We start from the raw sequence: 25,730 nt of genomic DNA on the forward strand, positions 1-25,730 counted from the left end.
TCCCGGACCGTGCCGTCCCCGTCCGGGCCGTCCCCGTCCGGATCGACGCCGTGGCCCGCCGTCGCGGTCGTCGGGGGATCGCTGGGCGGGCTCACCGCCGCGTTGCTGCTGCGCGACATCGGCTGCGACGTCACGGTGTACGAGCGGTCGCGGGAGACGCTGCAGGCCCGCGGCGCGGGCATCGCGGTCCTGCCGGAGACGCTGCGCTACCCGGTGGAGCGGCTCGGCGTCCCGGTCGGGCGGATCACCTCCAGCACCGGGTGGATCCGCTTCCTCGGACGCGACGGCGGTGTCCGGCACGCCCAGCGGCACCGGTACCGGTTCTCCTCGTGGAACACGATCTACGGCACCCTGCTCTCGGCGTTCGGTACCGAGCGGTACCGGCTGGGCCGGGACATGACCTCGTTCGCCCCGGACGGCCCGGGCAGCGTGCAGGTGCGCTTCGCCGACGGCGAACCCGCGCACGCGGACCTGCTCGTCTGCGCCGACGGGATCGGGTCCGGCGCGCGGTCCGCACTGCTGCCTGAGGTCGGGCCGCGCTACGCCGGATACGTCGCGTGGCGGGGGACGGTGCCCGAGCGCGAGCTCGGCGGGCCGACGTTCGAGGCGCTGCACGACGCGTTGACCTATCAGTTGCTGCGCGGCGGCCACGTGCTGGTCTACCCGATACCCGGGCCCGACGGCGCGGTCGAGGTGGGCGAGCGGTTGATCAACCTGGTCTGGTACCGCAACGTGGCGGAGCCCGACCTGGCCGCCTTCCTCACCGACCGCGACGGGCAGCCGCGGCCGGTGTCCCTGCCGCCGGGCTCGGTGCGCGACGAGCTGGTCGGGGAACTGCGCCGCTCCGCGGCGGCGCTGCTCGCGCCCCCGATCGCGGAGGTCGCCGCCCGCGTCGAGCAGCCGTTCGTCCAGGCCGTGTTCGACATCGGGGTGCCGCGCATGGTGTTCGGCCGGGCCTGCCTGCTCGGCGACGCCGCGTTCGCCGTCCGCCCGCACGCCGCGGCCGGGACGGCGAAGGCCGCCGAGGACGGCTGGGTCCTCGCCGCCGAGCTCGACGCCGCGGGCGGCGACCTGCCCAAGGCCCTCGCGGCGTGGGAGGCCTCGCAGCTCGCGCTCGGCTCCCGGCTGCTCGAGCGCAACCGGGAGATCGGCGACAGCTCCCAGTTCGCCGGCACGTTCCGGCCGGGCGACCCGCGGTTGATCTTCGGACTGCACGGGCCGGGGCGATGACCCGCGCCGCGGCGGCCGGGACGATCCTGGTCGTCCCCGGGGGCCGGGACGCCACCGACGTCATCCACGCCGACCTGCGCGGGCGCATCCTGTCCGGCGACATCGCGCCGGGGGCGGGGCTGTCCCAGGCGCGGATCGCGAAGGAGTGCCTGGTCAGCAGGGGGCCGGTGCGCGAGGCGTTCCGGTTGCTGCAGCGCGAGGGCCTGATCGAGGTGGAGGTCAACCAGCGGGCGCGGGTCACCGACCTGTCCGTGGAGGAGGTCGAGCACCTCTACGCGCTGCGGGTGTCCAACGAGACGCTGGCCCTCGGGTTGAGCGTGCCCCGCTTCGGCCCCGCCGAGCTCGACGAGCTCGACCGGCTCGTCGGGGAGGTCGCCGCGGCGCAGACCCGCGGCTTCGACGTGTGGGAGGCACTGCACCACCGCTTCCACATGACGTTGGTGGCGCACGCCGGGCAGCGGATGCTGAGCTCGATCGTCCTGTGGGCCGAGCACACCGGCCGCTACCGCAAGGTCTACGTGGGCCGGGACGACAGCGGCTGGACCCTCGGGGCCCGCGAGCACGCCGAGCTCGCCCGGCTGTGCCGCGAGCGCGACGCGCGGGCGGCCGCCAGGCTGCTCGCCCGGCACCTGTCGCGGGCCGGGCTCGCCCTGATCGCCTCGATGGACCCCACCCACGAGCCGGCGCTGCTGCGCGCCGCCATCCGCCGGGCGCTCGCCGCCGAGGGCGGGACCCCGCCGTGACCGGCCCCGGCGCCGCGGCCGCACCGGCAGGGTGCGTTCGGCCCCTTGCGGTTCCGCCACCGCGCGGTCACGGTACGGCGGTGGGCTCACCCGAGGCGCCGTCGACACTGCGTTCGTGGATGAGCGCGGTGGGCGAGATCGCCCGGGCCGTCAACGCCGCCGAGCCGCTGGACGGGTTGCTGGCCCGGGTCGCCGAGCAGGCCTGCGCCCTGATCGGGTTCGACTGCTGCGCCGTGCTCCTCGCGGAACCGGACGAGGCGCGCCTGCGGGTGGCCGGCTCGTCGGGGCTGTCCCGCGACTACGTCGCCCTCGTCAGCGACACCGGCTCCCTGCTCATCCACCCGGCGGACCCGACGCTGGACTCACCCGCCGCCGAGGCCTACCGGGCCGGCTGCACCGTCACCGTCACCGACGTCGGGAACGCGGCCCGCTACGGGCGGCTGCGGCACCTGGCGCCCAAACAGGGCTACCGGGCACTGATCGCGGCGCCGCTGCACGCCCCCGTCGCGGGCACCCTCGGCGTCGTCGTCGCCTACTCGGAGGCCGCCCGCGAGTTCGGTGCCGCGGAGGTGGAGCTCGTCGAGCTGCTGGCCGACCAGGCCGCGCTGGCGTGCGAGGCGGCGCGGCTGCGCAGCGACCAGCAGAACGTGATCACCGAGCTGCGGCGCAGCCGCACCGTGACCGAGTGGGCGGAGCAGCAGCACCGCGCGCTCATGCGGCTGGTGCTCGACGGGGTCGGGCTGGCCGAGCTGGTCACCGCGCTGGCCGACACGCTCGGTGCCTCCGTCACCGTCGAGGACCGCCACGGCGGCGTGCTCGCCAGGGCACCGGCCACCGGCTACCGCCCGCCCCCGGAGGCGGCCGCCCGCCGGAGGGGACCGGTCCGCGACGCGCTGGAGGCGCTCGTCCGCCGGAACGAGGTGGTGGAGGTGCACCCCCACCGCTCGGGCCGCCCGGGTGCGTCGGCCGTGGGTCATCCCGTGGAACACGCCCACGGCGTCTGGGTGGCCCCGGTGGTGGTCGGGGGGGAGCTGGCCGCACGGCTGTGGGTCACCAACCCGCGCGCGGCGCCCGCACCCGTCGAGCGCCGGGTGATCGAACGGTTCGCGCTGGTGGTGGCCATCGAGGTGCTCAAGCAGCAGAACCTGGTCGACGTCGAGGAGCGGCTCTCGGGCGACCTGATCGGCGACCTGCTGCACCCCGGAGGGCCGCAGCACCCGCAGGGCGTGCTGGACCGGGCGGCCGCGCTGGGGCACGACCTCGCCCGGCCGCACGTCGTCGCGGTGCTGGCGCTCGACCCGCCGGGGCCCGCGCCCCGCCTGACCGAGGTCGTCCGGGCGGCCGCGCGGCGGGCGCCGCCACTGGCCGGTCCGCACGAGGACGTCCACGTCCTGCTGTTCCCGGACGGGCCCGGCCTCGACGACGTGCTGCGCGGCATCCTCACCCAGGTCGAGCTCGCCCTGCCGGGCCGCACCGCGACGATCGCGATCGGCCCGGTGGCCGAGGGCCCCACGGACCACGTGTCCGCCTACCGGGTGGCCCGGGGCGCCGTCCGGCTGCGCCGCACGGCCCGGCCCGGTGGCCTGGTCGACGTCCGGGACCTCGGCCTGGCGGCGTTCCTGCTGGAGGAGGGCGCCCCCGACGCGCTGCGGCGCTTCGCCCGCAACCTGCTGCGGCCCGTCGTGGCCCACGACGGACGCCGCGGCGGCGACCTGATCCCGACGCTGCGGGTGTGGCTCGCCGCGGGCTGCTCGACCTCGGCCACGGCGCGGGCGCTCGTCGTGCACCCCAACACGGTGGGCTACCGGATCGCGAGCATCGAGAAGCTCACCGGTCGCAGCCTGCGGCGTAGCGACACCCGGCTGGACCTCCAGCTGGCCCTCACCGTGCGCGACATCGTGCGGGTCGAGGGACACTAGGGGCCTGTGGGCCCGCCCAGAACATCCCCGGTTGTTCTGGGCGACCACACATGGTCCGCCGGTCGACGGACTCGGGACCCTCGACGGGCGCCGGCGACCGCTCCTTCCCGTCCGCCGCGCACGGATGACGAGGAGGTCGCCGTGAAACCGCCCCCGTTCCAGTACGCCGCGCCGACGAGCGTGGCGGAGGCCGTCGAGCTGCTGGCCGCACACGCCGACGACGACGCCAGGACCCTCGCCGGAGGGCAGAGCCTGGTGCCGTTGATGAACTTCCGGCTGGCCCAGCCCGGCTACCTCGTCGACCTGGGGCGGATCGAGGAGCTGACCCGGATCCGTACCGACGGCGACACGCTCGTGATCGGCGCGATGGTCCGCCAGTCCGACGCCGAGCACGCGCCCGAGGTCGCGCTGCGAGCGCCCCTGCTGGCCGAGGCCCTCGGGTACGTCGCGCACCCGCCCGTCCGCAACAGCGGCACGGTCGGCGGCAGCATCGCGCACGCCGACCCGGCCGCCGAGCTGCCGGCCGTCGCCCTCGCGCTGGACGCCGAGCTCGTGGTCGTCGGCCCGCAGGGGACGCGCACGGTCCGCGCCGCCGACTTCTTCGTCGGGCCGTTCGCGACCGCGATCGAGGCCGGCGAGATCCTCACCGAGGTCCGGTTCCCGCGCCGCGACGGAGGGCAGTCCTTCGTGGAGTTCGCCCGCACCCACGGCAACTTCGCGCTGGTCGGCGTCGCGTCGGTGATCGAGACGGACGGCGCGACGATCGCCCGGGCGTCGATCGCGATGAGCGGTGTCGCCCCGGTTCCGGTGCGCGCCACCGCGGCCGAGGAGACGCTGGCCGGCAGCGCGCCGGACGACGCGTCGATCCGGGCGGCGGTGGACGCCGCCGTCGCCGGGCTGTCCCCGTCCGGGGACGCGCACGGCAGTGCCGAGACCCGCACCGACATCGCCCGCAGCTACCTGCGCCGCGGCATCGAGCTGGCGCTGACCCGCGCCCAGGACCGGAGGTGAGCGCCGTGCAGCGCCACGAGGTGACCCTGACCGTCAACGGCCGCACGTCCACCGTGTCGGTGGAGCCCCGCAAGCTCCTCGTCGACGTGCTGCGGGAGGACCTCGGGCTCTCCGGCGCCCACATCGGGTGCGAGCACGGCGTCTGCGGCACCTGCACGGTGCTGCGGGACGGGCGGAGCATCCGCTCCTGCACGACGTTCGCCGTGCAGGTGGACGGCGCGGAGATCCGCACCGTCGAGGGCCTGGCCGACGGCGCGGAGCTGCACCCGCTGCAGGACGAGTTCTGGGACAAGCAGGGCCTGCAGTGCGGCTTCTGCACGCCCGGGATGCTCATGCGGGCCTGCGAGATCGTCGAGCAGAAGCCCGACGTGTCGCGCGAGGAGGTGCGCGAGGGCATCGCGAGCAACCTCTGCCGGTGCACCGGCTACCAGTTCATCACCGACGCCGTGTGCGCCGCCGCGGCGCGCATGCACTCCGGTTCCTCCGAGACGAGCGGGGCCCAGGCATGACCACCACCGACCGGCCCGCCGCCCCGCCCGTCCGCACCCACAAGGAGGACCGCACGTGGGTCGGCCGGTCGATCCGGCGCGTCGAGGACCCGAAGTTCCTGCGCGGGCGCGGCGGCTACATCGGCGACATGACGGTGCCCGGCATGCTGTACGCCGCGGTGCTGCGCAGCCCGCACGCGCACGCCGTGATCGCCGGGATCGACGTGGTCGAGGCGCTCGCCGCGCCGGGGGTGCACGCCGTCATCACCGGTGAGCAGGCCGCCGAGCTGTGCGACCCGCTGCCCGACTTCGGCCCGAACCCCGCCGCGCACACCTGGCGCTGCCTGGCCGTGGACAAGGTCCGCTATGTCGGCGAGGGCGTCGCGGTCGTCGTCGCCGACAGCCGTTACCTCGCCGAGGACGCGCTCGCGCTGATCGAGGTGGAGTACGAGCCCCTGCCCGCCGTGGTCGACCCGGAGCGGGCGCTGGAGGACGGTGCCCCGCTCGTCCACGACGATCTGGGCTCCAACTGCGCCTACGAGCGCACGTTCGACTTCGGCGACGTCGAGCGCGACTTCGCCGAGGCCGACGTGATCGTCACCGACCGGCTGCGCTGGCACCGCTCGGGCGGCCAGCCGCTGGAGACGGTCGGCGCCGTCGCCGACTTCGACCACGCCACCGGCGCGCTCACCGTGCACACCAACTCGCTGAGCTTCACCAGCTACCTGTTCATGGTGGCCGGCACGATGAAGATCCCGGCCAACAAGCTCGACATCCGCCCCGTCCCCGCGGGCGGCAGCTTCGGATCGAAGCTGTTCGCCACCAAGCCCGCGGTGATCGCGGGGATGTGCTCGCGGCAGGTCGGCCGCCCGGTCCAGTACCTGGAGGACCGCGTCGACAACATGTCCAACTGCGACCACCACGGCTCCGACCGCGTCTACGACGTGCGTCTCGCGGTGATGCGGGACGGCACGATCCGCGGCGTCGACATCGACACCGTCGAGGACTACGGCGCCTACATCCAGTTCGGCGTCGGCCACCACGGCAACGCCCTCGCCCAGGTCGTCGGGCCGTACGCGATGACGAGCGTGCGGTACCGGGTGCGCGCGGCGCTGACCAACAAGAACCAGCAGGGCGCCTACCGGGGCTTCGGTTCCGAGGTGAACAACTGGATGCTCGAGCAGATGGTCGACAAGGCCGCCCGCGAGCTCGACCTCGACCCGGTCGAGCTCCGGCGGCGCAACTTCATCCGCGAGTTCCCGCACTTCATCCCGACCGGCAACGTCTACGACTCCGGCGACTACGACGCCGTGCTGGACAAGGCGCTGGAGCTCTCGGAGTACAAGCGCTGGCGGATCGAGCAGGCGAAGGCCCGCGAGGAGGGGCGCTGCATCGGCATCGGGCTGATCACCGCGCAGGAGCGCTCGGTGTTCTCGGCGACGGAGTTCTGGTTCTGGTTCGACGAGCCCGGCGCCCCGGTGACGTCGATGCCGGAGAGCGTGACGCTGAAGGTCGACGCCACCGGCGGCATCACCGCGACGCTGTACTCCTGTGCCTTCTGGGGCAACTCCCCGGAGACGATGGTGGCGCAGCTCGTGGCGGAGGAGTTCGACTGCGACCCGCACGACGTCTCGATCGTCTACCAGGGCAGCAAGAACGGGCTGCCCGCGACGGGCCCCGGAGGCTCGCGCACCACGGTGATGCTCGCCGGCGCGGTCGAGGGGGCCACGGCGAAGATCAAGGCCAAGGCGCTGCGCGCGGCCGCGCACCTGCTGGAGGCCAACCCCGACGACCTGGAGTGGGTCGACGGCGGCTACCAGGTCAAGGGGGTGCCCGAGCAGCGCAAGAGCCTCGCCGACATCGCGGTGATGCTGCACCTGTTCAAGCACAGCTTCCCCGAGGACATGGAGAGCGGGCTCGAGGACTCCAAGGTCTTCGACCACCCGTACACGACGATGCCCTCGGCCGACCGGACGGACCTCGGCGTCTTCTACCCGTTCATGGGCCACGCCTGCCACGTGCCGGTGGTGGAGGTGGACCTGGAGACCGGCAGCGTCTCGTTCCTCGCCTACGCGGCCGTCCACGACTGCGGCACGCTGGTGAACCCGCGCTCGCTGGCCGGCCACATCGTCGGCGGCACCGCGCAGGGCATCGGCACGGCGCTCTACGAGGAGTTCGTCTACGACGACGACGGGCAGCTGCTCACCTCCAGCTTCCTCGACTACCTCATCCCGTCGGCGATGGAGGTGCCGGAGCTGCGGATCGCCCACCACGAGACGCCGTCGCCGTACACGTTGCACGGCATCAAGGGCGGTGGCGAGGGCGGCCGGATGATGGCCCCGGCGGCGATCAACGTGGCGGTCAACGACGCGCTGGCGCACCTGGGCGTCCGCGTGACGGAGCTGCCGATCACCCCGGACCGCCTGCGGGCGGCGATCCGCGCGGCCGAGTCCGCACGGGGTCGGGAGTGACCGGACGGGTCGCGGTCGTCACCGGGGCCAACCGGGGCATCGGGCGCGCGATCGCCGTCGCCCTCGGTGCCGCGGGGTTCGCCGTGGCCGCCACCGCACGGGACCCCACGACGCTGAAGGAGACCGTCGAGGACGTCGAGGCCGGCGGGGGCACCGCGCTCGCGCTGGCCTGCGACGTCCGCGACGAGTCGTCGGTGGCGGCGATGGCGGCGGCCGCGTCCGGGCTCGGGCCGGTGCACACCGTCGTCGCCAACGCGGGCGTCGCCGGGCCGACGGCGCCGCTGCACGAGATCGCCCTCGCCGACTGGCGCGACTGCCTCGCCACCGACCTGGACGGGGTGTTCCTCACCTTCCGCGCCTTCGTCCCCGCGCTGATCGAGGCGGGGGAGGGCAGCCTCGTCGCGGTCTCCTCGATGACGGGCAAGCGCCCGCTGCACGGCCGCACGCCGTACGCGGCCGCGAAGATGGGCGTGATCGGCCTGGTCCGGACGCTCGCGCTGGAGCTCGGGCCGCACGGGATCCGCGTCAACTCGGTCTGCCCCGGCGCGGTGGCCGGACCCCGCATCGACGACGTGATCGCCCGCCAGGCCGCCGCCAGGGGCATCAGCGAGGCCGAGGCGCTCGCCGCGTTCACCGGGGCGTCGCCGCTGGGACGGCTGGTGGAGGCGGGGGAGGTGGCCGCGGCGTGCGCCTACCTCGCCTCCGACGCGGCGGCGTCGATCACCGGTGAAGACCTGAACGTGACCGCAGGCGTCGTGATGTTCTAGGAGTGGACATGCAGCTGATCGATCTCTCGCAGGACATCTACGAGGGCATGAAGGTCTACCCGGGCCACCTCAAGACCGTGCAGTTCGAGCACGCCACGCACGAGGAGACGGCCCCGCGCTTCGACGGCGGGTTCTCGTTCCAGACCACCGGGTTCATGCTCAACGACAACGGGCCGACCCACGTCGACTCCTTCTCCCACCTCGACCCGGACCCGTCCGCGGAGACGATCGAGAAGATGTCGCTGGACCTGTTCTACGGCACGGCCGTGTGCCTCGACGTCACCGGGTTCACGCCCCGGACCGACATCACCGCCGCCGACCTCGACCGCGTCGTCGCCGACTCGCCGGTGGACGTGGAACGCGGCGACATCGTGCTGTTCCACACGGCCACCTGGAACCGGTACAACGGCGACAAGCGCTACCTCAGCGAGTTCCCGGGGCTCGGGGAGTCGGCCAGCGAGTGGATCGTGGAGCGGGGCATCAAGACGTTCGGCGTCGACAGCCCGACGCCCGACAACCCGGCGAGCACCAGCTACCCGTGCCACATGATGTGCCGGCGCGAGCACATCACCCACTACGAGAACCTGGCCAACCTCGACAAGGTCGTGAACACCCGGTTCACCTTCGTCGGGTTCCCGCTCAAGCTGCAGGGGGCCCACGGCGGGCCGACCCGGGCCGTCGCGCTGGTGGGGTGAGGCGGCACTCGACGTAGCGGAACCGCCCGCGGGTCGGCGACACCGCCTCGTGGCTTCGTCGGGTCGCCCAGGGCGGGGAACCCGCCCCTCCGACGTTCCGGCCGAGGAGCGTCCCGGTGATCGGTCCGCCGAACGGGACCGGTCAGTCGTGCGAGCCGGTCGCGCCGCGGTCGAAGGCCGTCGGCTCGCCCGGGGCCGCGGAGCGCTCCCGCTCGGCGGCCACGTTCGCGGCGATCGTGGCGTCCCACCGCCGTGGTGAGGCGCGGCGGCGTCGACGGTCGGCGGCGACGGCGGCCACGGCGGGGGTCAGGAGCGCGGTGCCCGGGGCGGACGCGGGGATGCCCAGGTCCCGGCACATCCGCGGGCCGTGGATGCGGTGGGTGATGGCGTCGAGCACCGGGCGGGTGAGCCGCGGGGGGACCCGCAGGAACTCCTGGAGCAGGGAGGCGACGGAGTCCAACGTCGCGTCGGCGAGTCGGGCGGACTCCTCGGTCGCGGGGCCGGTGACGGCCTGGACGAGGTCGTCGACCCGGCGGGCGCCGTCGTGGTCGATGATCCCCTCGATCAGCCGCGCGTCGATGCCGAGCAGGTGCCCGAGGTACCACCAGTACCGGTACAGGCCCGCGAGCTCCGGGCCGGTGAGGTCGAACCCGAGCAGCTCCTCGGCCCGGTAGGCGGTGAGGGTGAAGTCCATCCAGGTCCGGACGAGGTCGGCCTGGTTGACCGGCACGCCGTCGACGGAGCTGTCGTAGCCGCGGTCGAGGGCCAGCCGGCGCATGTGGGCGTGCAGCATGCGCACGTTGAGGGTGTCGACGTAGCCCCGCTCGCCGCGGCGCAGGCTGCCGGGCAGCATCGCCCCGGTCAGCCAGGTCCCCGTCTCGACCAGGCGGCGTTCGGCCCGGTCCACCAGCCTGCCGGTCGTGGCCAGCACCGTCGCGATCGACGGCGACTCGTACACGCGGACCAGCGCACCGGCGCTGAGCGAGATGATGTGGACGGGGGTGGGGGAGGAGAAGTAAGGCAGGCTCAGGGAGTCGAGCAGGGTGTCGTCGACATAGGCGGGTGGGGTCTCGGTCGCGGTGAGGAAGGCCGCGATGGCCGGCGGTGGGGCGTCGAGGGAGTCCAGACCCTCGCTGATGCCCCGGGCCAGGATCGGGCGCGCGCGGGCCATGCCGATCTCGTGCATCTCGGTCACCACCGCGTCGGCGAGCGGGTCGCCGGTGGTGAGCGCCCAGCCCATGAGGTCGGCCCGGCCCTCGCCGAACTGGGCGAGCACGGCGCTGTGCCGGGAACGGCCGCTGGGCCAGGTCGTGGTCGTGGTCATCGGTGCTCCTCGTCGTCGCGGGGTGCGGGACCGGTGACGCCGAAGGCCCGGAAGAGCCGGTGGACGTCGGCCCGCACCGTCTCGGTGGGCGTCGCGGTGCCGCGGGCCATCTCGTGCAGGATCAGCCCGGACAGCGACCGGGCGAGGGTCCGCGCCGCGTCGGCCGACCCCGCGAGCGGGCCGAACAGGCCGGCCAGCTCCTCGACGAACGTGTCGACGAGGGGCCGCAGGCGGGGGTTGTGGACGGCGCTGAGGGTCAGCTGGATGACGCCGTCGGCGGGCAGGCGCGGGCCGTACGGGGCGCGGGAGACCAGCGCGGTGACGGCGTCGTCGATCCCGAGCCTGCCCGCCGCCACCTCGCGGGCCAGTGCGCGCATGTCGCCGATGGTCCGGCTCGCCGTGAGCTCGAACGCCGCGACCAGCAGGTCGTCGGCGGTGCGGAAGTGGTAGGTGGTCGAGGCCAGGGAGGTCTCCGCGCGGCGGGCCACCGCCCGCTGGGTCACCGCGGCGACCCCGTCGGTGCAGATGATCTCGACGGCCGCCTCCAGAAGGGCGGCACGGGTCCGCGCGCTGCGCCCGTGCCGTCCGTCCACATTCTGTACGCTAGTACAGATTGATGGCGGGGTGCCAGCCCGAGGACCGGCTGCAGCGCATCGAGCAGCTCACCCCGCCGCGCCTGGTCGACCCGGAGACCGGTTGCCGGCGCATGACGCGGTGAGGATCCTGAAGCCGCAGCAGCTCAGTCGCGGCCGCCGTGCGCCGCGCCGCCGAAGAAGCGCCGCAGGTCGTCCACGACGTCGCCGGGGCGCTCCATCGCGGCGTAGTGACCGCCCTTGTCGAAGTGGCTCCAGTGCACGACGGCCGGGTTGTCCCGCTCGGCGAACGCGCGGATGGTGCGGAAGTCGTCGGCGAAGACCGCCACACCGGTGCGGGCCCCGCTCACCCGCGGCTCGCCGCCCGCGCGGGCGTCCTCCAGGTAGAGCCGCCCCGCCGACGCCGCGGTGTTGGTCAGCCAGTACAGCGACACCTGCGCGAGGATCTGGTCGAGGGTGAGCAGGCTCGTGCCGTTGCCGAAGGAGTCGAGCAGCTCGCTGTAGGCCAGCTGCCCGACCGGCGAGTCGGCCAGGGCGGCGCCGACGGTCTGCGGCCGCGAGGCGTTCATGCCGTTGTAGCCGCCCACGGACCGGAACCACTGCATGTGCTCCAGCCCCGCGTGGTCCTCCGGGGTCAGCGACGCGAACTCCGCCGGGTCGCCGGAGGGGAACGAGAACAGCTGCAGCACGTGCAGGCCGAGGAACCCGGGCGGGTCGAGCAGCCCGATCTCGCGGGCGACGTTCGCTCCGACGTCGCTGCCGTGCGCGCCGTAGGAGTCGTACCCGAGCCCGCGCATGAGGGCGTCCATCGCGCGGGCCGTGCGCGCGGTCGTCCAGCCCCGCTCCCGGAGCGGCGCGCTGAACCCGAACCCGGGCAACGACGGCACCACCACCGAGAACGCGCGGGCCGGGTCGCCGCCGTGCGCGGCCGGGTCGGTGAGCGGGCCGATCATGTCGAGGAAGTCGAGGACCGAGCCGGGGTAGGAGTGCAGCAGCAGCAGCGGGACGGCCCCCGGCACCGCCGACCGGACGTGCAGCACGTGCAGCTCCTGCCCGTCGACGTCGGCGACGAACTGCGGGTGGGCGTTGAGCCGGCGCTCCACGGCGCGCCAGTCGAACGCGGTGCGCCAGTGCTCGACGGCCGCGGCGAGCCAGTGGTTCGGCGCGCCGGTGTCGCCGTCGTCGCCGGGGGCGGGCTGGGGGAGCCGGGTGCGGTCGAGGCGCCGGTGCAGGTCGTCGAGGTCGGCCTGCGGGATCGCGATGCGGAACTCACGGATGTCCATGCCGGTCAGCGCACCGTCCCGGGGCCGTCGCCGCCATCGTTTCGACGCGGCTCGAAACGGCGGCCGGTCAGTCCGGGACGTCGAGCAGGCCGAGCAGCGACTCGCCGCGCTCGGTGCGCCGCAGCACCACCGCCCGTCCCTCGCGGCTGCGGCTGAGGAGCCCGGCCGCGACGAGGTGGTCGCAGTGGTAGGTCAGCGTCGACACCGCGCACCCGACCCGGGCGGCGACCCGGCCCGTGCTGACGCCGTCGGCCCGGCGCAGGACGTCCGCCCGGACCTCCCCGAGCACCAGGTCCAGCGCGGTGTGCCGCGTGGGGGGGGGCGGTGCTCCGAACAGCTGCCGCACCCCCGGCACCGGGTAGCCCAGCCACACCTCGTCGGGCCGGTCGACGCTGAACACCGAGGCGCCGTACCCGGAGACCAGCGGCAGCAGGGCGACCGGCCGCCCGGCGCGGTCGAACGTCTCCGGGTTCGGGTCGGGCAGCCCGATGCGCCCCGGGCGGGCGCGCAACCGGGTGTGGGTGCCGGCGAGGACGAGGGTGAGATCGGCCCCGCAGCGCTCGACCCGGGCCGCCTCGCGGTCGAGCAGCTCGCCCGCCTGCCGCCACACCGGGGCGACCGCGCACCACGCGCTGTCGAGCACGTCGGCGTACGCGGTGAGGAACCGGCGCGGGGCCGCGAGCACCGGCCGCCATCCGGGCGGGGGCAGGCCGCCGCTGTCGGCGTGCAACTGTTCGAGCAGCATGTCCGGCGGGAGCTCCCGCAGCCCGCCGAGCTGCTCGTCGATCGGGATGCGCCCCATGTCCGTGCTCAGCGTCAGGCAGTCCGGCACGGCCACCGTCCCCGGGGCGAACAGCGGGCCCAGCACGCCGGGAGCGCGCCGGCCGGCCGACCGGCGGACGGCGGCCACCCAGGGCGGGGGCACTCCCTGGCGTCGCCCGCCGAGTGAGTCGGCCACGATCGACATCAGGCTGGGGCCGGGATGGGTGAGCAGCCCGAGGTCGCGCGGCGTCAGCGACCCGAGAACCAGCTCCGAGTACACCGCTCCCGCCCCCCCCGCGATCGCTCCCCCCGCGATCGTCGGGACGGAGGGCGCAGGCGTCAAGGGAGATCGGTGCCCGACGGCCGCGACGGCGGGTGGGGCCGCGGTCCGCCGGGGCCCGGTGCGGACCCCGCCGCGGTCACGGGCCGAGGAGCCGGCGCACCGCGATCGCGGTCGCCTCGGCGACGGTGGCGTCGCCGGCCGTCGCGTCCGCGACGTCGGGGTCGGTGTAGACGGCGAGGACCAGCGGCGCGCGGTCCGGGGGCCGGACGATCCCGATGTCGTTGCGCTCGCCCTGCGCGCCGGTGCCGGTCTTGTCCCCGACCACCCATCCGCCCGGTACCCCGGCCCGGATGGCGGTGTCCCCGGTCGTGTTGGCGACGAGCCAGGTGGTCAGCCGGTCGCGGGCTGCCGGGGGGAGGGCGTCGCCGAGGGACACCGCCCGGACCGTCGCGACGATCGCGGCCGGGGTGGTGGTGTCGCGCTCGTCCCGTGGTCCGGTGGAGACGTTGAGGTCGGGTTCGGTGCGGTCGAAGCGGGAGGTCGGATCACCGAGGCCGCGGACGAAGGCGGTCACCGCGGCGGGGCCGCCGAGCAGGTCGAGCAGCAGGTTGGCCGCCGTGTTGTCGCTGACGGTGAGCGCGGCGTCGCACAGGTCGGCGACGGTCATGCCGGTCGCCACGTTCGCCGTCGTGACCGGGGCGTACTCCAGCAGTGCCCCGGGGCCGTAGCGGACGAGCCGGTCCAGCAGCGCGGGGTCGGTGACGGCGCGGTCCAGCACGGCGGCGGCCAGGGGCAGCTTCGCGGTGGAGGCCATGAGGAACCTCTCCCCGCCCCGGTGCGTCACGGTCGCACCCGTTCCGGTGTCGAGGGCGTGCACGCCGATCCGGCCGCCGAAACGGCCTTCGAGCGCGGCCAGGTCCGGATCGTCCGCCGGGGCGGGCGGTGGCGGTGCGGGAGGGGTGGCCGCGGGCGTCGCGGTGCTCCCGCACCCCGTCAGGGCGGCGGCCAGGGTCGCGGTGAGGACGCTGCGTCGGGTGAGGGATCGCGGGTTCATGGCCTTCCGGGGATCGTGGACGGGTGGCTGCGGTGATCACGTCGGTGATCACGTCGCAGTCCACACCGTGCCGTCGCGGCACGGTCAAACGGGGGGCGCCCACCCGGCACCGGTCGACGCCGACCTGCGGCGGCCACCCGGGGCCCGTCGTGGTGCTGGGACCGGATCACCGCGCGGACCACCGGTGCGAGCGCGGCTGCGCGGCCCCGTCAGGCGGCGGGTGCCCACCCGGTGCCCATCGCGATGCGGCTGGTGCGCTGGGAGGCGGCGGCCATGATCGCGACGGGCGAGGAGATGCCGGTCTGGAAGTGGCGGTGGCGCAGGTAGACGCTGTCGAACCCGAGCCGCTCGCCGAGCTCGATGACCTGCGGGACGCTCTCGTGCCCCGGGCCGGGGTCGTCGCCGTCGAACAGGCCGATGGTCAGGAAGCCCAGCTTCTCCAGCGGGACGTCGGGGTCGGCACAGCCCCGTCAACAACGGCGCGACGGGAGCTGTTCCGGGGGTTGGACCGCCCACGCCGGGGTACGCCGGGTCGACGGGCGCGGTGCACACCGCTCCCGACACAGACCCACATCGAGGTACCGCATGTTCCTGCACGTCCAACGAATGATCAACGAGATCGTCCCCGACGAGCCGGACCCGGCCGCCGCCAACGCGCTGCAGGAGGGCCTGGGCGGCCAGTTCGGCGAGATGCGCACGATGATGCAGTACCTGTTCCAGGCGTTCAATTTCCGTGGCGCGACCGGCAAGCCCTACCGGGACCTGCTCTACGGGGTGGGGACCGAGGAGATCGGGCACGTCGAGCTCATCGCGACCACCATCGCCCGGCTCACCGACGGCGCGCCCGGCTACTCCGGCTCGGCGACCAAGCCGGTCGACGAGCCCGGGAAGAAGGGGGCGACCCCGCTGGCGAGCGCGCTGGGCGCCGGCAACATCCACCACTACCTGGTCGGTGCCCAGGGAGCACTGCCGGTGGACGCCGCGGGCAACCCGTGGTCGGGCTCCTACGTCTACAACAGCGGCAACCTGGTGCTGGACCTGCTCTACAACCTGATGCTCGAGTCCACGGGCCGGTTGCAGAAGTGCCGCCTCTACGAGATGACGGCGAACAAGACGGCGCGGGCGACGATCGCGTACCTGATCGTCCGCGACCAGGCGCACGAGAACGCCTACGCCAAGGCGCTGGAGTCGCTGGGGGTGAACTGGGGCGCCACGCTGCCCATCCCGAAGACGAACGCGGAGCGGTTCCCCGAGGTGAAGAAGCTGCTGGACCAGGGGCTGCACCTCACGCAGTACACGTTCAGCGCCGACGACCTGTCCGAGGCGGGCAAGATCTACCGGGGTGAGGCCCCGGCCAGCGTCGGCGGCGGGACGCTGACCACCCAGCGGGCGCCCGAGGGCTTCCCGATGGACATCGCGGTGGAACGCCCGGAGGAGTTCTCCCCCGGCCTGGACCCCGAGCTGCTCGCGCTGGTGCAGGCCACCGCGGAGCTGGAGCTGGCCGACGCCGACAACCCGGCGGGCGGGTAGCCGAGGGGGAGTAGCCGCGCCGCTGGTGGGTACGCCGTGGGCATGACCGACGACAGCACGCCCACCGCCCCGCTGCGACTCCGCCTGGGCGCCGTCGCCCTCGCCTGCTGCGCCCTGTTGCTCACCGGGGCCGCCTCGTGCGAGGGCGACGGCGGCCCCGGCGTACCCGAGCAGGGTGAACAGGGCGACGGCTCCGGCAACGGGGGCGACCGCGGCGAGGAGGGCGAGCCCGGTGAGGGCGGCGCGGGCGACGAGATCGGCGGGGGTAGCTGAGGCGTGGGGGATGGCTGAGGGCACGACGACGAGCTCCTCGACGCGGCGGCCGGGTTCGATGAGCTCGCGCCGCCGGGGCAGGTCGGCGCGGGAGAGCAGGATCGGCCCGGACGGGATGGTGACCCGGGCCAGCACGGCGGGCAGGGACCCGGCATCGGCCGGCGCGTCGTCGATGGCCCGGGTGTTGCTCAGCGTCGAGTGCACCAGCAGGACCCGTCCGTCCGCGGTGAGGACGTCGCCCGGCTCGGCGCAGATGCGGTCCAGGACCGTCCGCCCGGCGTCGCGGCTGCGCCGCGCCGACCCGTCCGCCCGGGTCAGCCCTCGGCGACGAGGTCGGCGCGGCGCCGGCGCCGGACGTGGCGTGGGGCCGGAACCATCCGGGCGTCGACGACGGGGCGGGGCGCCGGTGCGGGTAGTGCCGACAGGGCGTCGACCGCCTCCTCGAGGGAGTCGGGACCGCCCAGATCGGCGAGCATCACGCCGACGTCCGCCGGGAGGACCCCGATGCGGGAGGCGACCCCCGTGACGTGCAGCGTCATCGACGCGTGGGCACACACCTGCGCGGCTCGCCGGACGACCTGCAGCCCGGCGACGGAGAACGAGCGCACGTCCCCGAGGTCGACGACCAGGTGCCGGCGTCGCACGACGCCGGACGGCGGGGCGGTGCACCTGTCGAGCAATCGGGCCAACCGGCCCACCGCGCAGCCGGTGAGATCCCCGGCCACCCGGACCACGGTGATCCGGTCCCGTACGTGTTCGACCGCGAGCAGGAGCGCATCGTCCGCAGCCATCGATCCTCCCGGTGCCCGGCCGCTCCGTCGCGGCCCGGCGGACCGGGGGATACCCCGCGTGCCGCGGCGCCACACCGCCCGGGTCAGGCGGCCCCGGCGCGGACCGGGGTGAAGGCCGCCGTGTCGTAGTAGGTGCGCAGGGCCACGATGTCGTCGCCGTCCAGATCGATGACGGTGACGCCCCGGTACCGCAGCGGGCGGTCGTCGGTGAGGGTGGCCGTGGTGGTCCACTCCAGCGCCACCTGGTCGTCGTCCTCCACGGCGTTGACGAAGGTGGTGGACAGCTCGTGGAACTGCTCGCGGTACTCGGTCCAGAACGCCGCGACGTCGGCGCGCTCCCCGCGGGCGTCCAGGCGCATGGCGGTGGCGTCGGCGGAGAACAGCCGCGCGAGCGGCGCCGGGTCGGCGTCCTGCTCGAACCGGCGCAGGGCCGCCACGAACGTGCGGGCCCGGGGATCGGTGATGTGGTTGTCTTCCATCCCCTCCGGCTACCCGCTGTCCCGCGCCCCATGCACCGGTCCCGTTCGTGGCCCCGGGACCCGCAGGGCATCGCCACCCCACGCCGCGTCCCGCGTTGCAGTGGGGTGGCTCCACTCCGATCCGGTTGCAGTGGAGCCACCCCACTGCGGTGGCCCATCCGTCGCGCGGTCAGCTCGCCGGGACCCCGGGGAAGGTGACGACCCGGGCCTGCAGCACGCCGTCGACGGTGCGGTGCTCGAAGCGGGGCAGCGGCGCGGTGGCCGGGCCGTGCACGACGGAGCCGTCGTCGACCCGGAACACGCTGCCGTGCCACGGGCAGGTCAGCACCGCGCAGCCGCCCTCCTCGCCGAGCTCGGCGTCGTGCATCGGGGCGGAGGCGTGCGGGCAGCGGTCGGCCAGCACCGAGACCTCGCCGCCGGAGCGGACGACGACGACCGGGGTGTCCCCGGCCAGCCGCCGCACCGGCCGTCCGTCGGGGACGTCGGCGGCGGCGCCCAGCGGCTGCCAGTCGCCGGGCCCGGTGTGCGGGACGGCCTCGGCCTGGTTCGGGCCGAGCGCCTGCCGGAACGCCAGGTGCCCGCCCAGGTAGGCGCTGAACCCGGACAGCGCACCCCCGGCCGCGCTGAGCGCGCGCCCGCCCCCGCCGCGCGCCCGCGCGACCAGCGCGCCCCCGTAGCAGGCGACGGCGGCGGCGTTGAGCGCCGCGTGCACGACACCCACGCGCTGCTGCTCCTCGTGGGCGTCGGAGTAGTCGGCCCAGCCCGACGCCACCGTCGGCAGCGTGCCGGCGAGGCCTGCCGCGATCAGGGTGCTGGACGCGCGCCGCTGCCCGCCCACGAGATCCAGCAACGACGCGGACAGGAACGACCCGAGGGTGAACTGGGCCAGCGAGGGGTGCAGGGCGTGTCCCAGCCACACCCCGTGCAGGGCGTCCTTGACGCCGCGGTGGGTCAGCACGCCCTGCACGGCGTCACGCGCCGCACCGGCGGGCCGGTCGAGGGCTCGGGTCCGTTCCAGCTTCTCCGGGATGCTCATGTGCCCGGGGTCGTCCGGACGGGGCCGGGTCAAACCCGTCGCCGCCGGGCGGTGCGGTGTCGGCGCGTCCCGGTGACCTCGTCGACACCCGCCGCGTGCATGACCGCGCCGACACGGGGTAGCCCCCTGGCATGACCGACGCTCCCCAGCCCGCCCAGCAGCAGGACCCGCCCGGCCGCACCGCCGACATGGAACCCGCCCCCCGCGACGAGATGCGCGCCTACCGCGGCCGCGACCTGCTCGACGGCCAGGTCGCCCTGGTCACCGGGGGCGACTCCGGGATCGGTCGGGCGGTCTGCGTCGCGTTCGCCAAGGAGGGGGCCGACGTCGCCCTGTCCTACCTGTCCGAGGACGACGACGCCGAGCACACCGCCCGGCTCGTCCGGGCGGAGGGACACCGGTGCGTCCTGCTGCGCGGCGACCTCGGCGACGCGCGGCACTGCACCGCCGTCGTCGACGCGACGGTGGCCGAGCTGGGTCGCCTCGACGTGCTGGTCAACAACGTCGCCACCCAGGAGCCGGTCGACGCACCCGAGGACATCGACGACGAGCGCTGGCTGCGGACGTTCGAGGTGAACGTGCACAGCTTCTTCCGGGTCACCCGGGCCGCGCTGCCCCACCTCGGCGAGGGCTCCGCGATCATCAACACCGGTTCGGTCAACGGGCTGCGCGGCAACCGCACGCTGATCGACTACTCCGCGACAAAGGGCGCCGTGACGGCGTGGACCTACTCGATGGCGCAGGCGCTCGTCGACCGCGGTATCCGCGTCAACTGCGTCGCGCCCGGCCCGGTGTGGACCCCGCTGATCCCGGCCACGATGCCCCCGGACAAGGTGGGGTCGTTCGGGGAGCAGGTGCCGATGGGGCGCGCGGCCGATCCCGACGAGATCGCCCCGTCCTACGTGTTCTTCGCGGCGCAGGCGCTGTCGTCCTACTACACCGGCGAGGTGCTGGCCCCGCTCGGCGGCGAGACCCTTCCCGGGTAGGCGCTCAGGCCGGCGGGAGTCCGGTCGGGAACATGCGCAGGTGGCCCTCGGTGGACCAGTCGAGCATGACCAGGGTGGCGTCGTCCTGCAGGCGGCCCTGCTGGTGGTCGAGCACGGCGGCGGTGAGGCGGCGCAGCGTCTCGGGGGCGGACAGGTCGTCGGCCTCCGCGTGTTCGACGAGCTCGACCAGCCGGTCCTCGCCGAAGAAGGCGCCGTCCCGGTCGCGGGCCTCGACGATGCCGTCGGAGTAGAGCAGCAGGCGGTCGCCCGGTTCGAGCTGCTCGCGGCCCACCACCGGCGCCGGCGCCCCGGGGATCCGCAGCCCCAGCGGGAGTCGCGGCGCGGTCGACAGCTCCTTGACGACCCGGCCGTCGCGCACCAGCAGCGGGGCGGGGTGCCCGGCCAGCAGGTAGTCCAGCACGCCGGTGGCGGTGTCGAAGCGGGCCAGCACCGCGGTGGCGAACTGGCGGGGCCCGGACTGGGCGAGGATGGCGTCGTCGGCCCGCGCCGCGACGGCCTCCAGGTCGGTCTCGCCGTCGCGGCGGGCGTTGCGGACGGCGGTGACGGCCAGCGCGCACGTCAGCCCGGCCCGGATGTCGTGGCCCAGCGCGTCGAACACCGCGAGGTCGATGACGTCGCCGTCGATGTTGAAGTCGTAGGCGTCGCCCGCGACGTCGTCGTGCGGTTCTAGCAGGGCGGCCACCACCACCCGCTCGGTGGCGAAGGTCCGGGGCGGCAGCAGCTGCCACAGCAGCTCGGAGGCCAGGGAGAGCGGGCCGTTGCTGCGCCAGCGGCGGAGCCGGTCGCTGTAGGCGATCTTGGTCATCAGCAGGTGCCCGGAGAGCCCGGCGAGGGTCCACATGCGCGCGCGCAGCTCGTCGCCGTCCTCGACGTCACCGAGGCCGACCCGCATGACCCCCGCCCGGTCGGTCCCGTCCAGGACGGGCACCCACAGCACGCGGCCCCCGTCGTCGTCGAGGCCGGGGAGGATCTCGCCGAGCTGGTAGGCGCGCCCGGCCATCGTGCCGACCACGCCGATCCGGGTCGGCGGGCCGGTCCGCACGGCGGTCAGCGACCGCTGCGCCAGGTCGACCACGTGGAGCTCCGCGGTCAGGCCCAGGGGCCGGACGGCGTCGTCGAACAGCTGTGACAGGTCCTCACCCCGCGCCAGGTGCCCACCCTCGATGACGTGCGAGAGCGCGTCTGCCCAGCTCGCCGTCCGGGCCGTCTGAGCAGGTTTGTCGGGTTCCACCACCGGGGACAGTACGGGGCCCCGTGGGCGGGGGGCACCGCGCCCACGGCGGCGGCCGACTACCCCGGCGGCGCGGCGCGGTCGGCGCGGAGCAGCTCCTCGGTACGGCGCAGCACGTCGAGCTGCGCGGGGTTGTAGAGATCGCGCAGTGCCTCGCCCACGGTCCGGGCGGCGGAGCGCGGGTCGCCAGGGGCGTCGGACGGCGGCCCGTGCAGGTCCGGATGCCGCGCACGCAGGGCCCGGACGTAGGGGACCATGCGCCGGGCGACGTCCTGCCGGGTCGACTCGTCGGTGTCGGCGGGGAGATCGTCGAACTCCGCCGCGACCGGGTCGTCGGGCAGGTGCAGCAGCATGTCCGCCCAGGCCCGCCGCGCCTGCGGGCCCATGACCCGGCCGATCACCGCGACGAACGAGCGGTCGGCCCCGGACAGGTCGACGCGGGCGACGGGGGCGAGCTCGGGGGGCAGGTCGGTGGGTGCGGCCTCGTCGAGGATCCCGCGCAGCTCGACGCGGACCCGCTGCAGCCGGTCGATCGTCGCGGCCAGTTCGGCGTCCAGTGCGCGCAGCGCCTCGGCGGGATGGTCGTCGCGCTCACCGAGTTCGGCGATCTGCGGCAACGTGAAACCGAGGTCGACCAGGCGTTTGATCCGCAGCAGCCGGACCAGGTGGGCCACGCCGTACTGCTTGTAGCCGTTGGAGCGCCGCTCCGGCTCGGCGAGGAGCCCGACCTGGTGGTAGTGCCGCACGGCGCGCAGGGTCGTGCCGGCCAGCTCGGCGAGCTCACGGGTGCTCCAGGCCACGAGCGCACCCCCCTCCGCCGACGCCCGTCGTGAGCCGGACGGTACGGGACCTCCCGGGGGACGGCGCCGCGGCACCGGAGGGGGGCCGGCACGGTCACGCCGGTGTGGTGGGGTCCTCGTCCGCCCGGCGGCCGCCGAGGTGCTCGGCGAAGTGGTGCTCGATCGCCCGGTTGAGCCGCATCCGGTTCTCCGGGTTGGCGAAGCCGTGGCCCTCGTCGTCGGCGACGAGGTAGGTGACCGGTACCCCGCGCTCGCGCAGCGAGGCGACGATGTTGTCGGACTCGGCCCGGACGACGCGGACGTCGTTGGCGCCCTGGGCGACCAGCAGCGGTGTGCGGATCCTGTCGACCATCGTGATCGGTGAGCGGGCCCGCATGTCGGCCTCCTGCTCGGGGATCTCGGGGTCGCCGACGTAGGCGTACCAGCTGTTGACGTTGAACGCCCGGGTGAAGGGCGGCAGGGTGCGCAGGAAGTGGGCCAGGTCGGAGACGCCGACGTAGTCGACGGCGACGGCGAACTTCTCGGGGGTGAGGGTGACGCCGAGCAGTGCGGCGTAGCCGCCGTAGGAGCCCCCGGCGACGGCGAGCCGCTCCGGGTCGGCGTAGCCACGGGCGACGGCCCAGTCGACGGCGTCGATCAGGTCGTCGTGCATCGCGCGGCCGATCTCGCCGATCGCGGCGGTGAGGTGGCGGCGGCCGTGGCCCAGCGAGCCGCGGAAGTTCACCTGGAGCACGGCGTAGCCGCGGTTGGCGAGGAACTGCACGTCCGGGCTGAAGCCCCAGCCGTCGTGCATCCAGGGACCGCCGTGCACCAGCAGGACCAGCGGCAACCCCCGCGGCTCGACCCCGACCGGGAGGGTCAGGTAGCCGTGCAACGGCAGGCCGTCACGGGCGGGGAAGGCGACCGGGGTCATCGGGGCCAGCGAGGCGGGGTCGAGGTCCGGGTAGGCGCGCCACAGCAGGCGGGCCTCGCCGGTGGCGTGGTCGTAGAGCCAGGCGACGCCGGGGTCGCGGTCGTGGGTGAAGGTGGCGACCCAGCGCCTGCCCGCCTCGTCGCAGGACAGGGTGCCCAGCACCCCGTCGGACAGCGTCGACAGCGCCGCGTACACGTCGGCGAAGTCCGGGTCGAGGACCTCGACGTGCGGCCGGTCGGCGACGAAGCGGGCGGCGAGCGCCTTCCCGGTGCCTCGATGCGTGTAGACCACGGGCGGGAGCACGCCGGGCACCATCGCGCCGGAGATGTCCAGGTCGTGGCCGCCGACGGCGGCGACGACGGTCTGTTCGCCGGTCGCGTGGTCGATGCGGACCAGCCGCAGGTCGTCCGCCCCCTCGTCGTCGGTGGAGTCGAAGGAGCCGACCAGCAGGCCCTTCCCGTCCGGGGTGACCAGTTGGGGGTGCACACCCATGGGGTGCTCGGCGCCGCCCGTCCGGTGCAGCAGCCGTCGCCGCCCGCCGGGGTCGATCGCCGAGAACTCCACCGTGCCGTCGGCGGCCAGCGCCGTGTGGAAGGCGGGGGTGCCGTCGCGGTCGAGCAGGACGCCGCCCGTCGGGTCGTCCTGCTCGAGGTGCAGGACGGTCTCGCCGGTGGCGACGTCGACGCGGAACAGGTCGAAGAACAGCGGCCGTCGGTTCATCGCCACGAGCACGGACCCGGGTACGGGCGGGAACGGTTCGACGCCGACGACGCGGGAGCCGGGGTCCATCGGGGTCAGGTCGACGGCCTGCGCGTCAGGTTCCTCCAGGTCGACGCGGTAGAGGTGCCAGTCCTCGTTGCCGTCGGTGTCCTGCTGGTAGAGCAGCCAGCGGGGGTCGTCGGTCCAGTGGTGGGTCGTGATGCCGCGGCGGGTGTCGCCGGTGACGCGGACGGCGTCGGCGTGGTCGTCGTCGATGCCGCGCACCCACACCTGCCGACGGCCCTGGTGCGGGGCGAGGTAGGCGATCCGGGTGCCGTCGGGCGAGAGCGACGGGTTCGCGAACCGCGGATCGGCGAAGAGCTCCTCGAGGTCGATGAGGCCGGGCGGTGCGGCTCGGGGTGGTGCCGTGGACATCGGGTCTCCGTTCGGGGTGCGTTCACGGGCGGGCGCCAGCCCACACCGTGCCGTTGCGGCACGGTCAAGTCCGCGGCCGCGGTGACGTCGCGGGCCCCGGGCCCAGGTGTCGCGGCACCACCGGGACGGCCGCGACGGTCGGCGGCGTATCGCCTGCCGGCGGCCTCGGGAATCACGTCCGGATCACGACGATGCATTTGCGGTCGACCCGGGACGCGACCGCGCATCTGCCCGGTGCCGGACCGTCATGTCGGAATCCGGCACGTGTTCCGGGCGTTCGGCGTGTGCGTCGGAAAGGGATGATCCCGGCGCCTCCTCCGGAATGGGTGGCAATGGTCCTAGTTGCATTCCGGCCGGCAGGCCCGCAGCAGCAGCGCGTCGAGGAACACCCCACGGATCTCCGCGGGGTCGACGGCCTGATAGGCCCGGCCGTCGGTGACCTCGGCGATGGCGCGCAGCGCCTCCATGTCGGCGTCGGGCCCGATGCCGATGGTGATGACGGCGACCGGCCGGCGGGGGTCGGCCTCGGCGCGCAGGGTGGACAGCAGCTCGTCGAGGCCGGGTCCGTCGTCCCGCTCGTCGCGCCCGTCGGTGAGCAGGACGACGCTGTGCTCCTTGCCGGGCACGAAACCCGCCCGCATCGCGCGGACCGCCTCCAGCGCGGTCTGGTGCAGCGCGGTGCCGGCGCCGTCGACCGCGTCCAGTCGCCCGGCGCTGCCGGCGAGCACCTCGGCGCGGGTGGCGCCCCCGGGCAGGGGCCCGCGCAGTGGCCCGACGGGGACCAGCACGCTGAAGTCGGGCTCGGGGGCGGGGCGGGCGGAGAAGGTCCAGAGCCCGATCTCGGTGGAGGGCGGGAACAGGCCGAGCCCCTCGCGTGCGGCGTCGGCGGCGAGCTGGATGCGGGTCCGGGAGCCGGCCGCGGACTGCATGGAGCCCGACACGTCGATCACCGCGAGCAGCGCCGACCCCGTGGTCAGGGTGCGCCACAGGTCCAGGACGCGGGACACCCCCGGTGTCGGGGCGGGGGCGTCCCCGGCGCGGGCCGCGCCGAACCCCGCGTCGTCGAGGACGTCGCGGGCGGCCGGCCCGCGCCGGGCGTCGAGCACCCGGGCGCCGGTGTCGGCCAGGCGGGGGTCCGCACCGGGGCGGTCGAGCACGACGAGCGGGTAGTCGGCGGGCGGCACCCCCGCGACCGGGGTGGTGGTGACGGTGTCGTCGCGCGCGGTGTGCGCGGTGACCGAGCGCGCGGTCGCGACGAACGGGACCCCGCCGTCGAGCTGGCGGAACCCGGCCGCGACGTCGGGGAGCACGCCGCGCCCGAGCGCGACGAAGGCGGCCGCGACCCGCGGGTCCGGCGCGGCCACGTCGCCGCCCGAGAGCGCGGTCGCGGCGGCGAGCACCGTCAGCGCCCCGCTCGCGTCGCGTTCGGGCGCCACCAGCCCCGTGACCTGCGGCGAACCCACCAGGTCGGCGAGCGGGACGGGCCCGGCGGACGGGGTCGCACCGACCACCACGACGGGCGAGGTCGCGACGGAGCCGAGCGCGCGCACCGTGCGGTCCGGCGCCGCGGCGACCCGGGCCGGCCAGATCCCGGAGTCGGGCAGCCACAGACCGGGCAGGGTGCTGCTGCCCGCGGCGAGCAGCGTCGCCATGGCGGCGGGGTCGCGCTCGGTGACGTCGATGCGGGCGCACGGCTCCAGCTCGCCCGCCGCGGTGGCCGCGGCCAGCGCGGACCGCAGCACCGGGGCCGTCCCGGCGTCGGTCGCCACGGAGGTGTCGGCGAGGGGGCAGGCGGCGACGAGGTCGTCGACGACCACGACCGCGGCGGCCAGCAGGGCACCGACGACGGCCGCGGCCAGTGCGGGCCGCGCGGACCGGCCACGGCCCGTCGGCCGGCGTCGACTCCGCTGCAC

General features: G+C 74.9%; 23 protein-coding genes and 1 pseudogene. 11 read left to right on the plus strand and 13 right to left on the minus strand.

What is annotated here, in order from left to right; genetic code table 11:
* Nucleotides 1-9: 9 nt before the first annotated feature.
* The 8 genes from PHY01_RS11330 (at nucleotide 10) to PHY01_RS11365 (ending at nucleotide 9,324) form a co-directional block, all read left to right on the plus strand.
* The gene (locus PHY01_RS11330; protein ID WP_141278553.1) at nucleotides 10-1,230 is read left to right on the plus strand and encodes an FAD binding domain-containing protein; all 1,221 of its coding nucleotides are present in this window, start codon (nucleotides 10-12) and stop codon (nucleotides 1,228-1,230) included.
* Entirely contained in the window at nucleotides 1,227-1,973 is a 747-nt protein-coding gene (locus PHY01_RS11335; RefSeq protein WP_141278554.1) for a GntR family transcriptional regulator, read from the plus strand. Before PHY01_RS11330 ends, PHY01_RS11335 begins: the two co-directional genes overlap by 4 nt.
* An 80-nt stretch (nucleotides 1,974-2,053) precedes the next feature.
* A complete protein-coding gene (locus tag PHY01_RS11340) occupies nucleotides 2,054-3,892 on the plus strand; it encodes a helix-turn-helix domain-containing protein (RefSeq protein ID WP_141278555.1) in 1,839 nt (612 codons plus the stop codon).
* Between the two features lie 141 nt (nucleotides 3,893-4,033).
* Entirely contained in the window at nucleotides 4,034-4,903 is an 870-nt protein-coding gene (locus PHY01_RS11345) for an FAD binding domain-containing protein (RefSeq protein WP_141278556.1), read from the plus strand.
* Entirely contained in the window at nucleotides 4,900-5,412 is a 513-nt protein-coding gene (locus PHY01_RS11350) for a (2Fe-2S)-binding protein (protein ID WP_141278557.1), read from the plus strand. Before PHY01_RS11345 ends, PHY01_RS11350 begins: the two co-directional genes overlap by 4 nt.
* Nucleotides 5,409-7,862 carry a xanthine dehydrogenase family protein molybdopterin-binding subunit gene (locus PHY01_RS11355; protein WP_141278558.1) on the plus strand — a complete coding sequence of 818 codons (2,454 nt, stop codon included), beginning with the start codon at nucleotides 5,409-5,411 and terminating at the stop codon, nucleotides 7,860-7,862. Before PHY01_RS11350 ends, PHY01_RS11355 begins: the two co-directional genes overlap by 4 nt.
* A complete protein-coding gene (locus PHY01_RS11360; protein WP_141278559.1) occupies nucleotides 7,859-8,629 on the plus strand; it encodes an SDR family NAD(P)-dependent oxidoreductase in 771 nt (256 codons plus the stop codon). The genes PHY01_RS11355 and PHY01_RS11360 overlap by 4 nt, the downstream gene beginning before the upstream one ends.
* Before the next feature lie 8 nt (nucleotides 8,630-8,637).
* Nucleotides 8,638-9,324, plus strand: coding sequence for a cyclase family protein (locus PHY01_RS11365; protein ID WP_141278560.1), 687 nt, complete (start codon nucleotides 8,638-8,640; stop codon nucleotides 9,322-9,324).
* Between the two features lie 142 nt (nucleotides 9,325-9,466).
* On the opposite strand, the gene PHY01_RS11370 is transcribed toward PHY01_RS11365, so the two are convergent.
* The 6 genes and pseudogenes from PHY01_RS11370 to PHY01_RS11395 form a co-directional block, all read right to left on the minus strand.
* The gene (locus tag PHY01_RS11370) at nucleotides 9,467-10,648 is read right to left on the minus strand and encodes an oxygenase MpaB family protein (RefSeq protein WP_141278561.1); all 1,182 of its coding nucleotides are present in this window, start codon (nucleotides 10,646-10,648) and stop codon (nucleotides 9,467-9,469) included.
* Nucleotides 10,645-11,241 (minus strand): TetR/AcrR family transcriptional regulator, encoded by a 597-nt coding sequence (locus tag PHY01_RS11375; RefSeq protein WP_218030111.1) that lies wholly within the window; start codon nucleotides 11,239-11,241, stop codon nucleotides 10,645-10,647. The genes PHY01_RS11370 and PHY01_RS11375 overlap by 4 nt, the downstream gene beginning before the upstream one ends.
* Nucleotides 11,242-11,387: 146 nt before the next feature.
* Complete coding sequence (locus PHY01_RS11380) at nucleotides 11,388-12,524, minus strand: epoxide hydrolase family protein (RefSeq protein ID WP_141278563.1); 1,137 nt, start codon at nucleotides 12,522-12,524, stop codon at nucleotides 11,388-11,390.
* A 67-nt stretch (nucleotides 12,525-12,591) separates the two neighbouring features.
* The gene (locus PHY01_RS11385) at nucleotides 12,592-13,566 is read right to left on the minus strand and encodes a winged helix-turn-helix domain-containing protein (protein ID WP_141278564.1); all 975 of its coding nucleotides are present in this window, start codon (nucleotides 13,564-13,566) and stop codon (nucleotides 12,592-12,594) included.
* Between the two features lie 139 nt (nucleotides 13,567-13,705).
* The gene (gene bla, locus PHY01_RS11390) at nucleotides 13,706-14,623 is read right to left on the minus strand and encodes a class A beta-lactamase (protein ID WP_141278565.1); all 918 of its coding nucleotides are present in this window, start codon (nucleotides 14,621-14,623) and stop codon (nucleotides 13,706-13,708) included.
* Nucleotides 14,624-14,841: 218 nt separating this feature from the next.
* Nucleotides 14,842-15,066: pseudogene (locus PHY01_RS11395) on the minus strand (LLM class flavin-dependent oxidoreductase); the annotation flags it as partial.
* 142 nt (nucleotides 15,067-15,208) lie between these two features.
* Here PHY01_RS11395 and PHY01_RS11400 point away from each other — a divergent pair.
* Nucleotides 15,209-16,153 carry a manganese catalase family protein gene (locus tag PHY01_RS11400; RefSeq protein ID WP_141278566.1) on the plus strand — a complete coding sequence of 315 codons (945 nt, stop codon included), beginning with the start codon at nucleotides 15,209-15,211 and terminating at the stop codon, nucleotides 16,151-16,153.
* A gap of 42 nt (nucleotides 16,154-16,195) precedes the next feature.
* Nucleotides 16,196-16,426, plus strand: a complete 231-nt coding sequence (locus PHY01_RS11405; RefSeq protein ID WP_141278567.1) for a hypothetical protein — start codon at nucleotides 16,196-16,198, stop codon at nucleotides 16,424-16,426.
* Between the two features lie 314 nt (nucleotides 16,427-16,740).
* Here the strand turns inward: PHY01_RS11405 and PHY01_RS11410 are convergent, their stop codons facing one another.
* From PHY01_RS11410 to PHY01_RS11420, 3 genes are all read right to left on the minus strand, one after another.
* The gene (locus PHY01_RS11410) at nucleotides 16,741-17,217 is read right to left on the minus strand and encodes an STAS domain-containing protein (RefSeq protein ID WP_141278568.1); all 477 of its coding nucleotides are present in this window, start codon (nucleotides 17,215-17,217) and stop codon (nucleotides 16,741-16,743) included.
* A gap of 83 nt (nucleotides 17,218-17,300) precedes the next feature.
* Nucleotides 17,301-17,696, minus strand: coding sequence for a nuclear transport factor 2 family protein (locus tag PHY01_RS11415; protein WP_141278569.1), 396 nt, complete (start codon nucleotides 17,694-17,696; stop codon nucleotides 17,301-17,303).
* A 169-nt stretch (nucleotides 17,697-17,865) separates the two neighbouring features.
* A complete protein-coding gene (locus PHY01_RS11420) occupies nucleotides 17,866-18,732 on the minus strand; it encodes a Rieske (2Fe-2S) protein (protein WP_141278570.1) in 867 nt (288 codons plus the stop codon).
* Nucleotides 18,733-18,863: 131 nt separating this feature from the next.
* Between PHY01_RS11420 and PHY01_RS11425 the strand changes: the two genes are divergently transcribed.
* Nucleotides 18,864-19,718: an SDR family oxidoreductase gene (locus tag PHY01_RS11425; RefSeq protein ID WP_141278571.1), complete on the plus strand. Its 855-nt coding sequence runs from the start codon at nucleotides 18,864-18,866 to the stop codon at nucleotides 19,716-19,718.
* A 4-nt stretch (nucleotides 19,719-19,722) separates the two neighbouring features.
* Here PHY01_RS11425 and PHY01_RS11430 read toward each other — a convergent pair whose 3' ends face one another.
* The 4 genes from PHY01_RS11430 to PHY01_RS11445 all read right to left on the minus strand — a co-directional run bounded on the left by PHY01_RS11430 (nucleotide 19,723) and on the right by PHY01_RS11445 (nucleotide 25,730).
* Nucleotides 19,723-20,970: a PP2C family protein-serine/threonine phosphatase gene (locus PHY01_RS11430; protein ID WP_246085841.1), complete on the minus strand. Its 1,248-nt coding sequence runs from the start codon at nucleotides 20,968-20,970 to the stop codon at nucleotides 19,723-19,725.
* Nucleotides 20,971-21,029: 59 nt separating this feature from the next.
* On the minus strand, nucleotides 21,030-21,770 hold the full coding sequence (locus PHY01_RS11435) for a helix-turn-helix domain-containing protein (protein WP_141278573.1): 741 nt from the start codon (nucleotides 21,768-21,770) through the stop codon (nucleotides 21,030-21,032).
* Between the two features lie 94 nt (nucleotides 21,771-21,864).
* On the minus strand, nucleotides 21,865-23,817 hold the full coding sequence (locus PHY01_RS11440) for a S9 family peptidase (protein ID WP_141278574.1): 1,953 nt from the start codon (nucleotides 23,815-23,817) through the stop codon (nucleotides 21,865-21,867).
* 338 nt (nucleotides 23,818-24,155) lie between these two features.
* Complete coding sequence (locus PHY01_RS11445; protein WP_170183762.1) at nucleotides 24,156-25,730, minus strand: VWA domain-containing protein; 1,575 nt, start codon at nucleotides 25,728-25,730, stop codon at nucleotides 24,156-24,158.

Origin of the sequence: Pseudonocardia hydrocarbonoxydans (assembly GCF_006539565.1) — a bacterium.
In the GTDB taxonomy this organism is placed as follows: Bacteria; Actinomycetota; Actinomycetes; order Mycobacteriales; family Pseudonocardiaceae; genus Pseudonocardia; species Pseudonocardia hydrocarbonoxydans.

Bases quoted from the DNA above. Each gene is read 5' to 3' on its own strand.
- PHY01_RS11440 (WP_141278574.1), bottom strand. From the start codon at position 23,817: ATGTCCACGGCACCACCCCGAGCCGCACCGCCCGGCCTCATCGACCTC.
- bla (WP_141278565.1), bottom strand. From the start codon at position 14,623: ATGAACCCGCGATCCCTCACCCGACGCAGCGTCCTCACCGCGACCCTG.
- PHY01_RS11405 (WP_141278567.1), top strand. From the start codon at position 16,196: ATGACCGACGACAGCACGCCCACCGCCCCGCTGCGACTCCGCCTGGGC.
- PHY01_RS11355 (WP_141278558.1), top strand. From the start codon at position 5,409: ATGACCACCACCGACCGGCCCGCCGCCCCGCCCGTCCGCACCCACAAG.
- PHY01_RS11380 (WP_141278563.1), bottom strand. From the start codon at position 12,524: ATGGACATCCGTGAGTTCCGCATCGCGATCCCGCAGGCCGACCTCGAC.
- PHY01_RS11365 (WP_141278560.1), top strand. From the start codon at position 8,638: ATGCAGCTGATCGATCTCTCGCAGGACATCTACGAGGGCATGAAGGTC.
- PHY01_RS11335 (WP_141278554.1), top strand. From the start codon at position 1,227: ATGACCCGCGCCGCGGCGGCCGGGACGATCCTGGTCGTCCCCGGGGGC.
- PHY01_RS11400 (WP_141278566.1), top strand. From the start codon at position 15,209: ATGTTCCTGCACGTCCAACGAATGATCAACGAGATCGTCCCCGACGAG.
- PHY01_RS11370 (WP_141278561.1), bottom strand. From the start codon at position 10,648: ATGACCACGACCACGACCTGGCCCAGCGGCCGTTCCCGGCACAGCGCC.
- PHY01_RS11415 (WP_141278569.1), bottom strand. From the start codon at position 17,696: ATGGAAGACAACCACATCACCGATCCCCGGGCCCGCACGTTCGTGGCG.
- PHY01_RS11420 (WP_141278570.1), bottom strand. From the start codon at position 18,732: ATGAGCATCCCGGAGAAGCTGGAACGGACCCGAGCCCTCGACCGGCCC.
- PHY01_RS11425 (WP_141278571.1), top strand. From the start codon at position 18,864: ATGACCGACGCTCCCCAGCCCGCCCAGCAGCAGGACCCGCCCGGCCGC.
- PHY01_RS11410 (WP_141278568.1), bottom strand. From the start codon at position 17,217: ATGGCTGCGGACGATGCGCTCCTGCTCGCGGTCGAACACGTACGGGAC.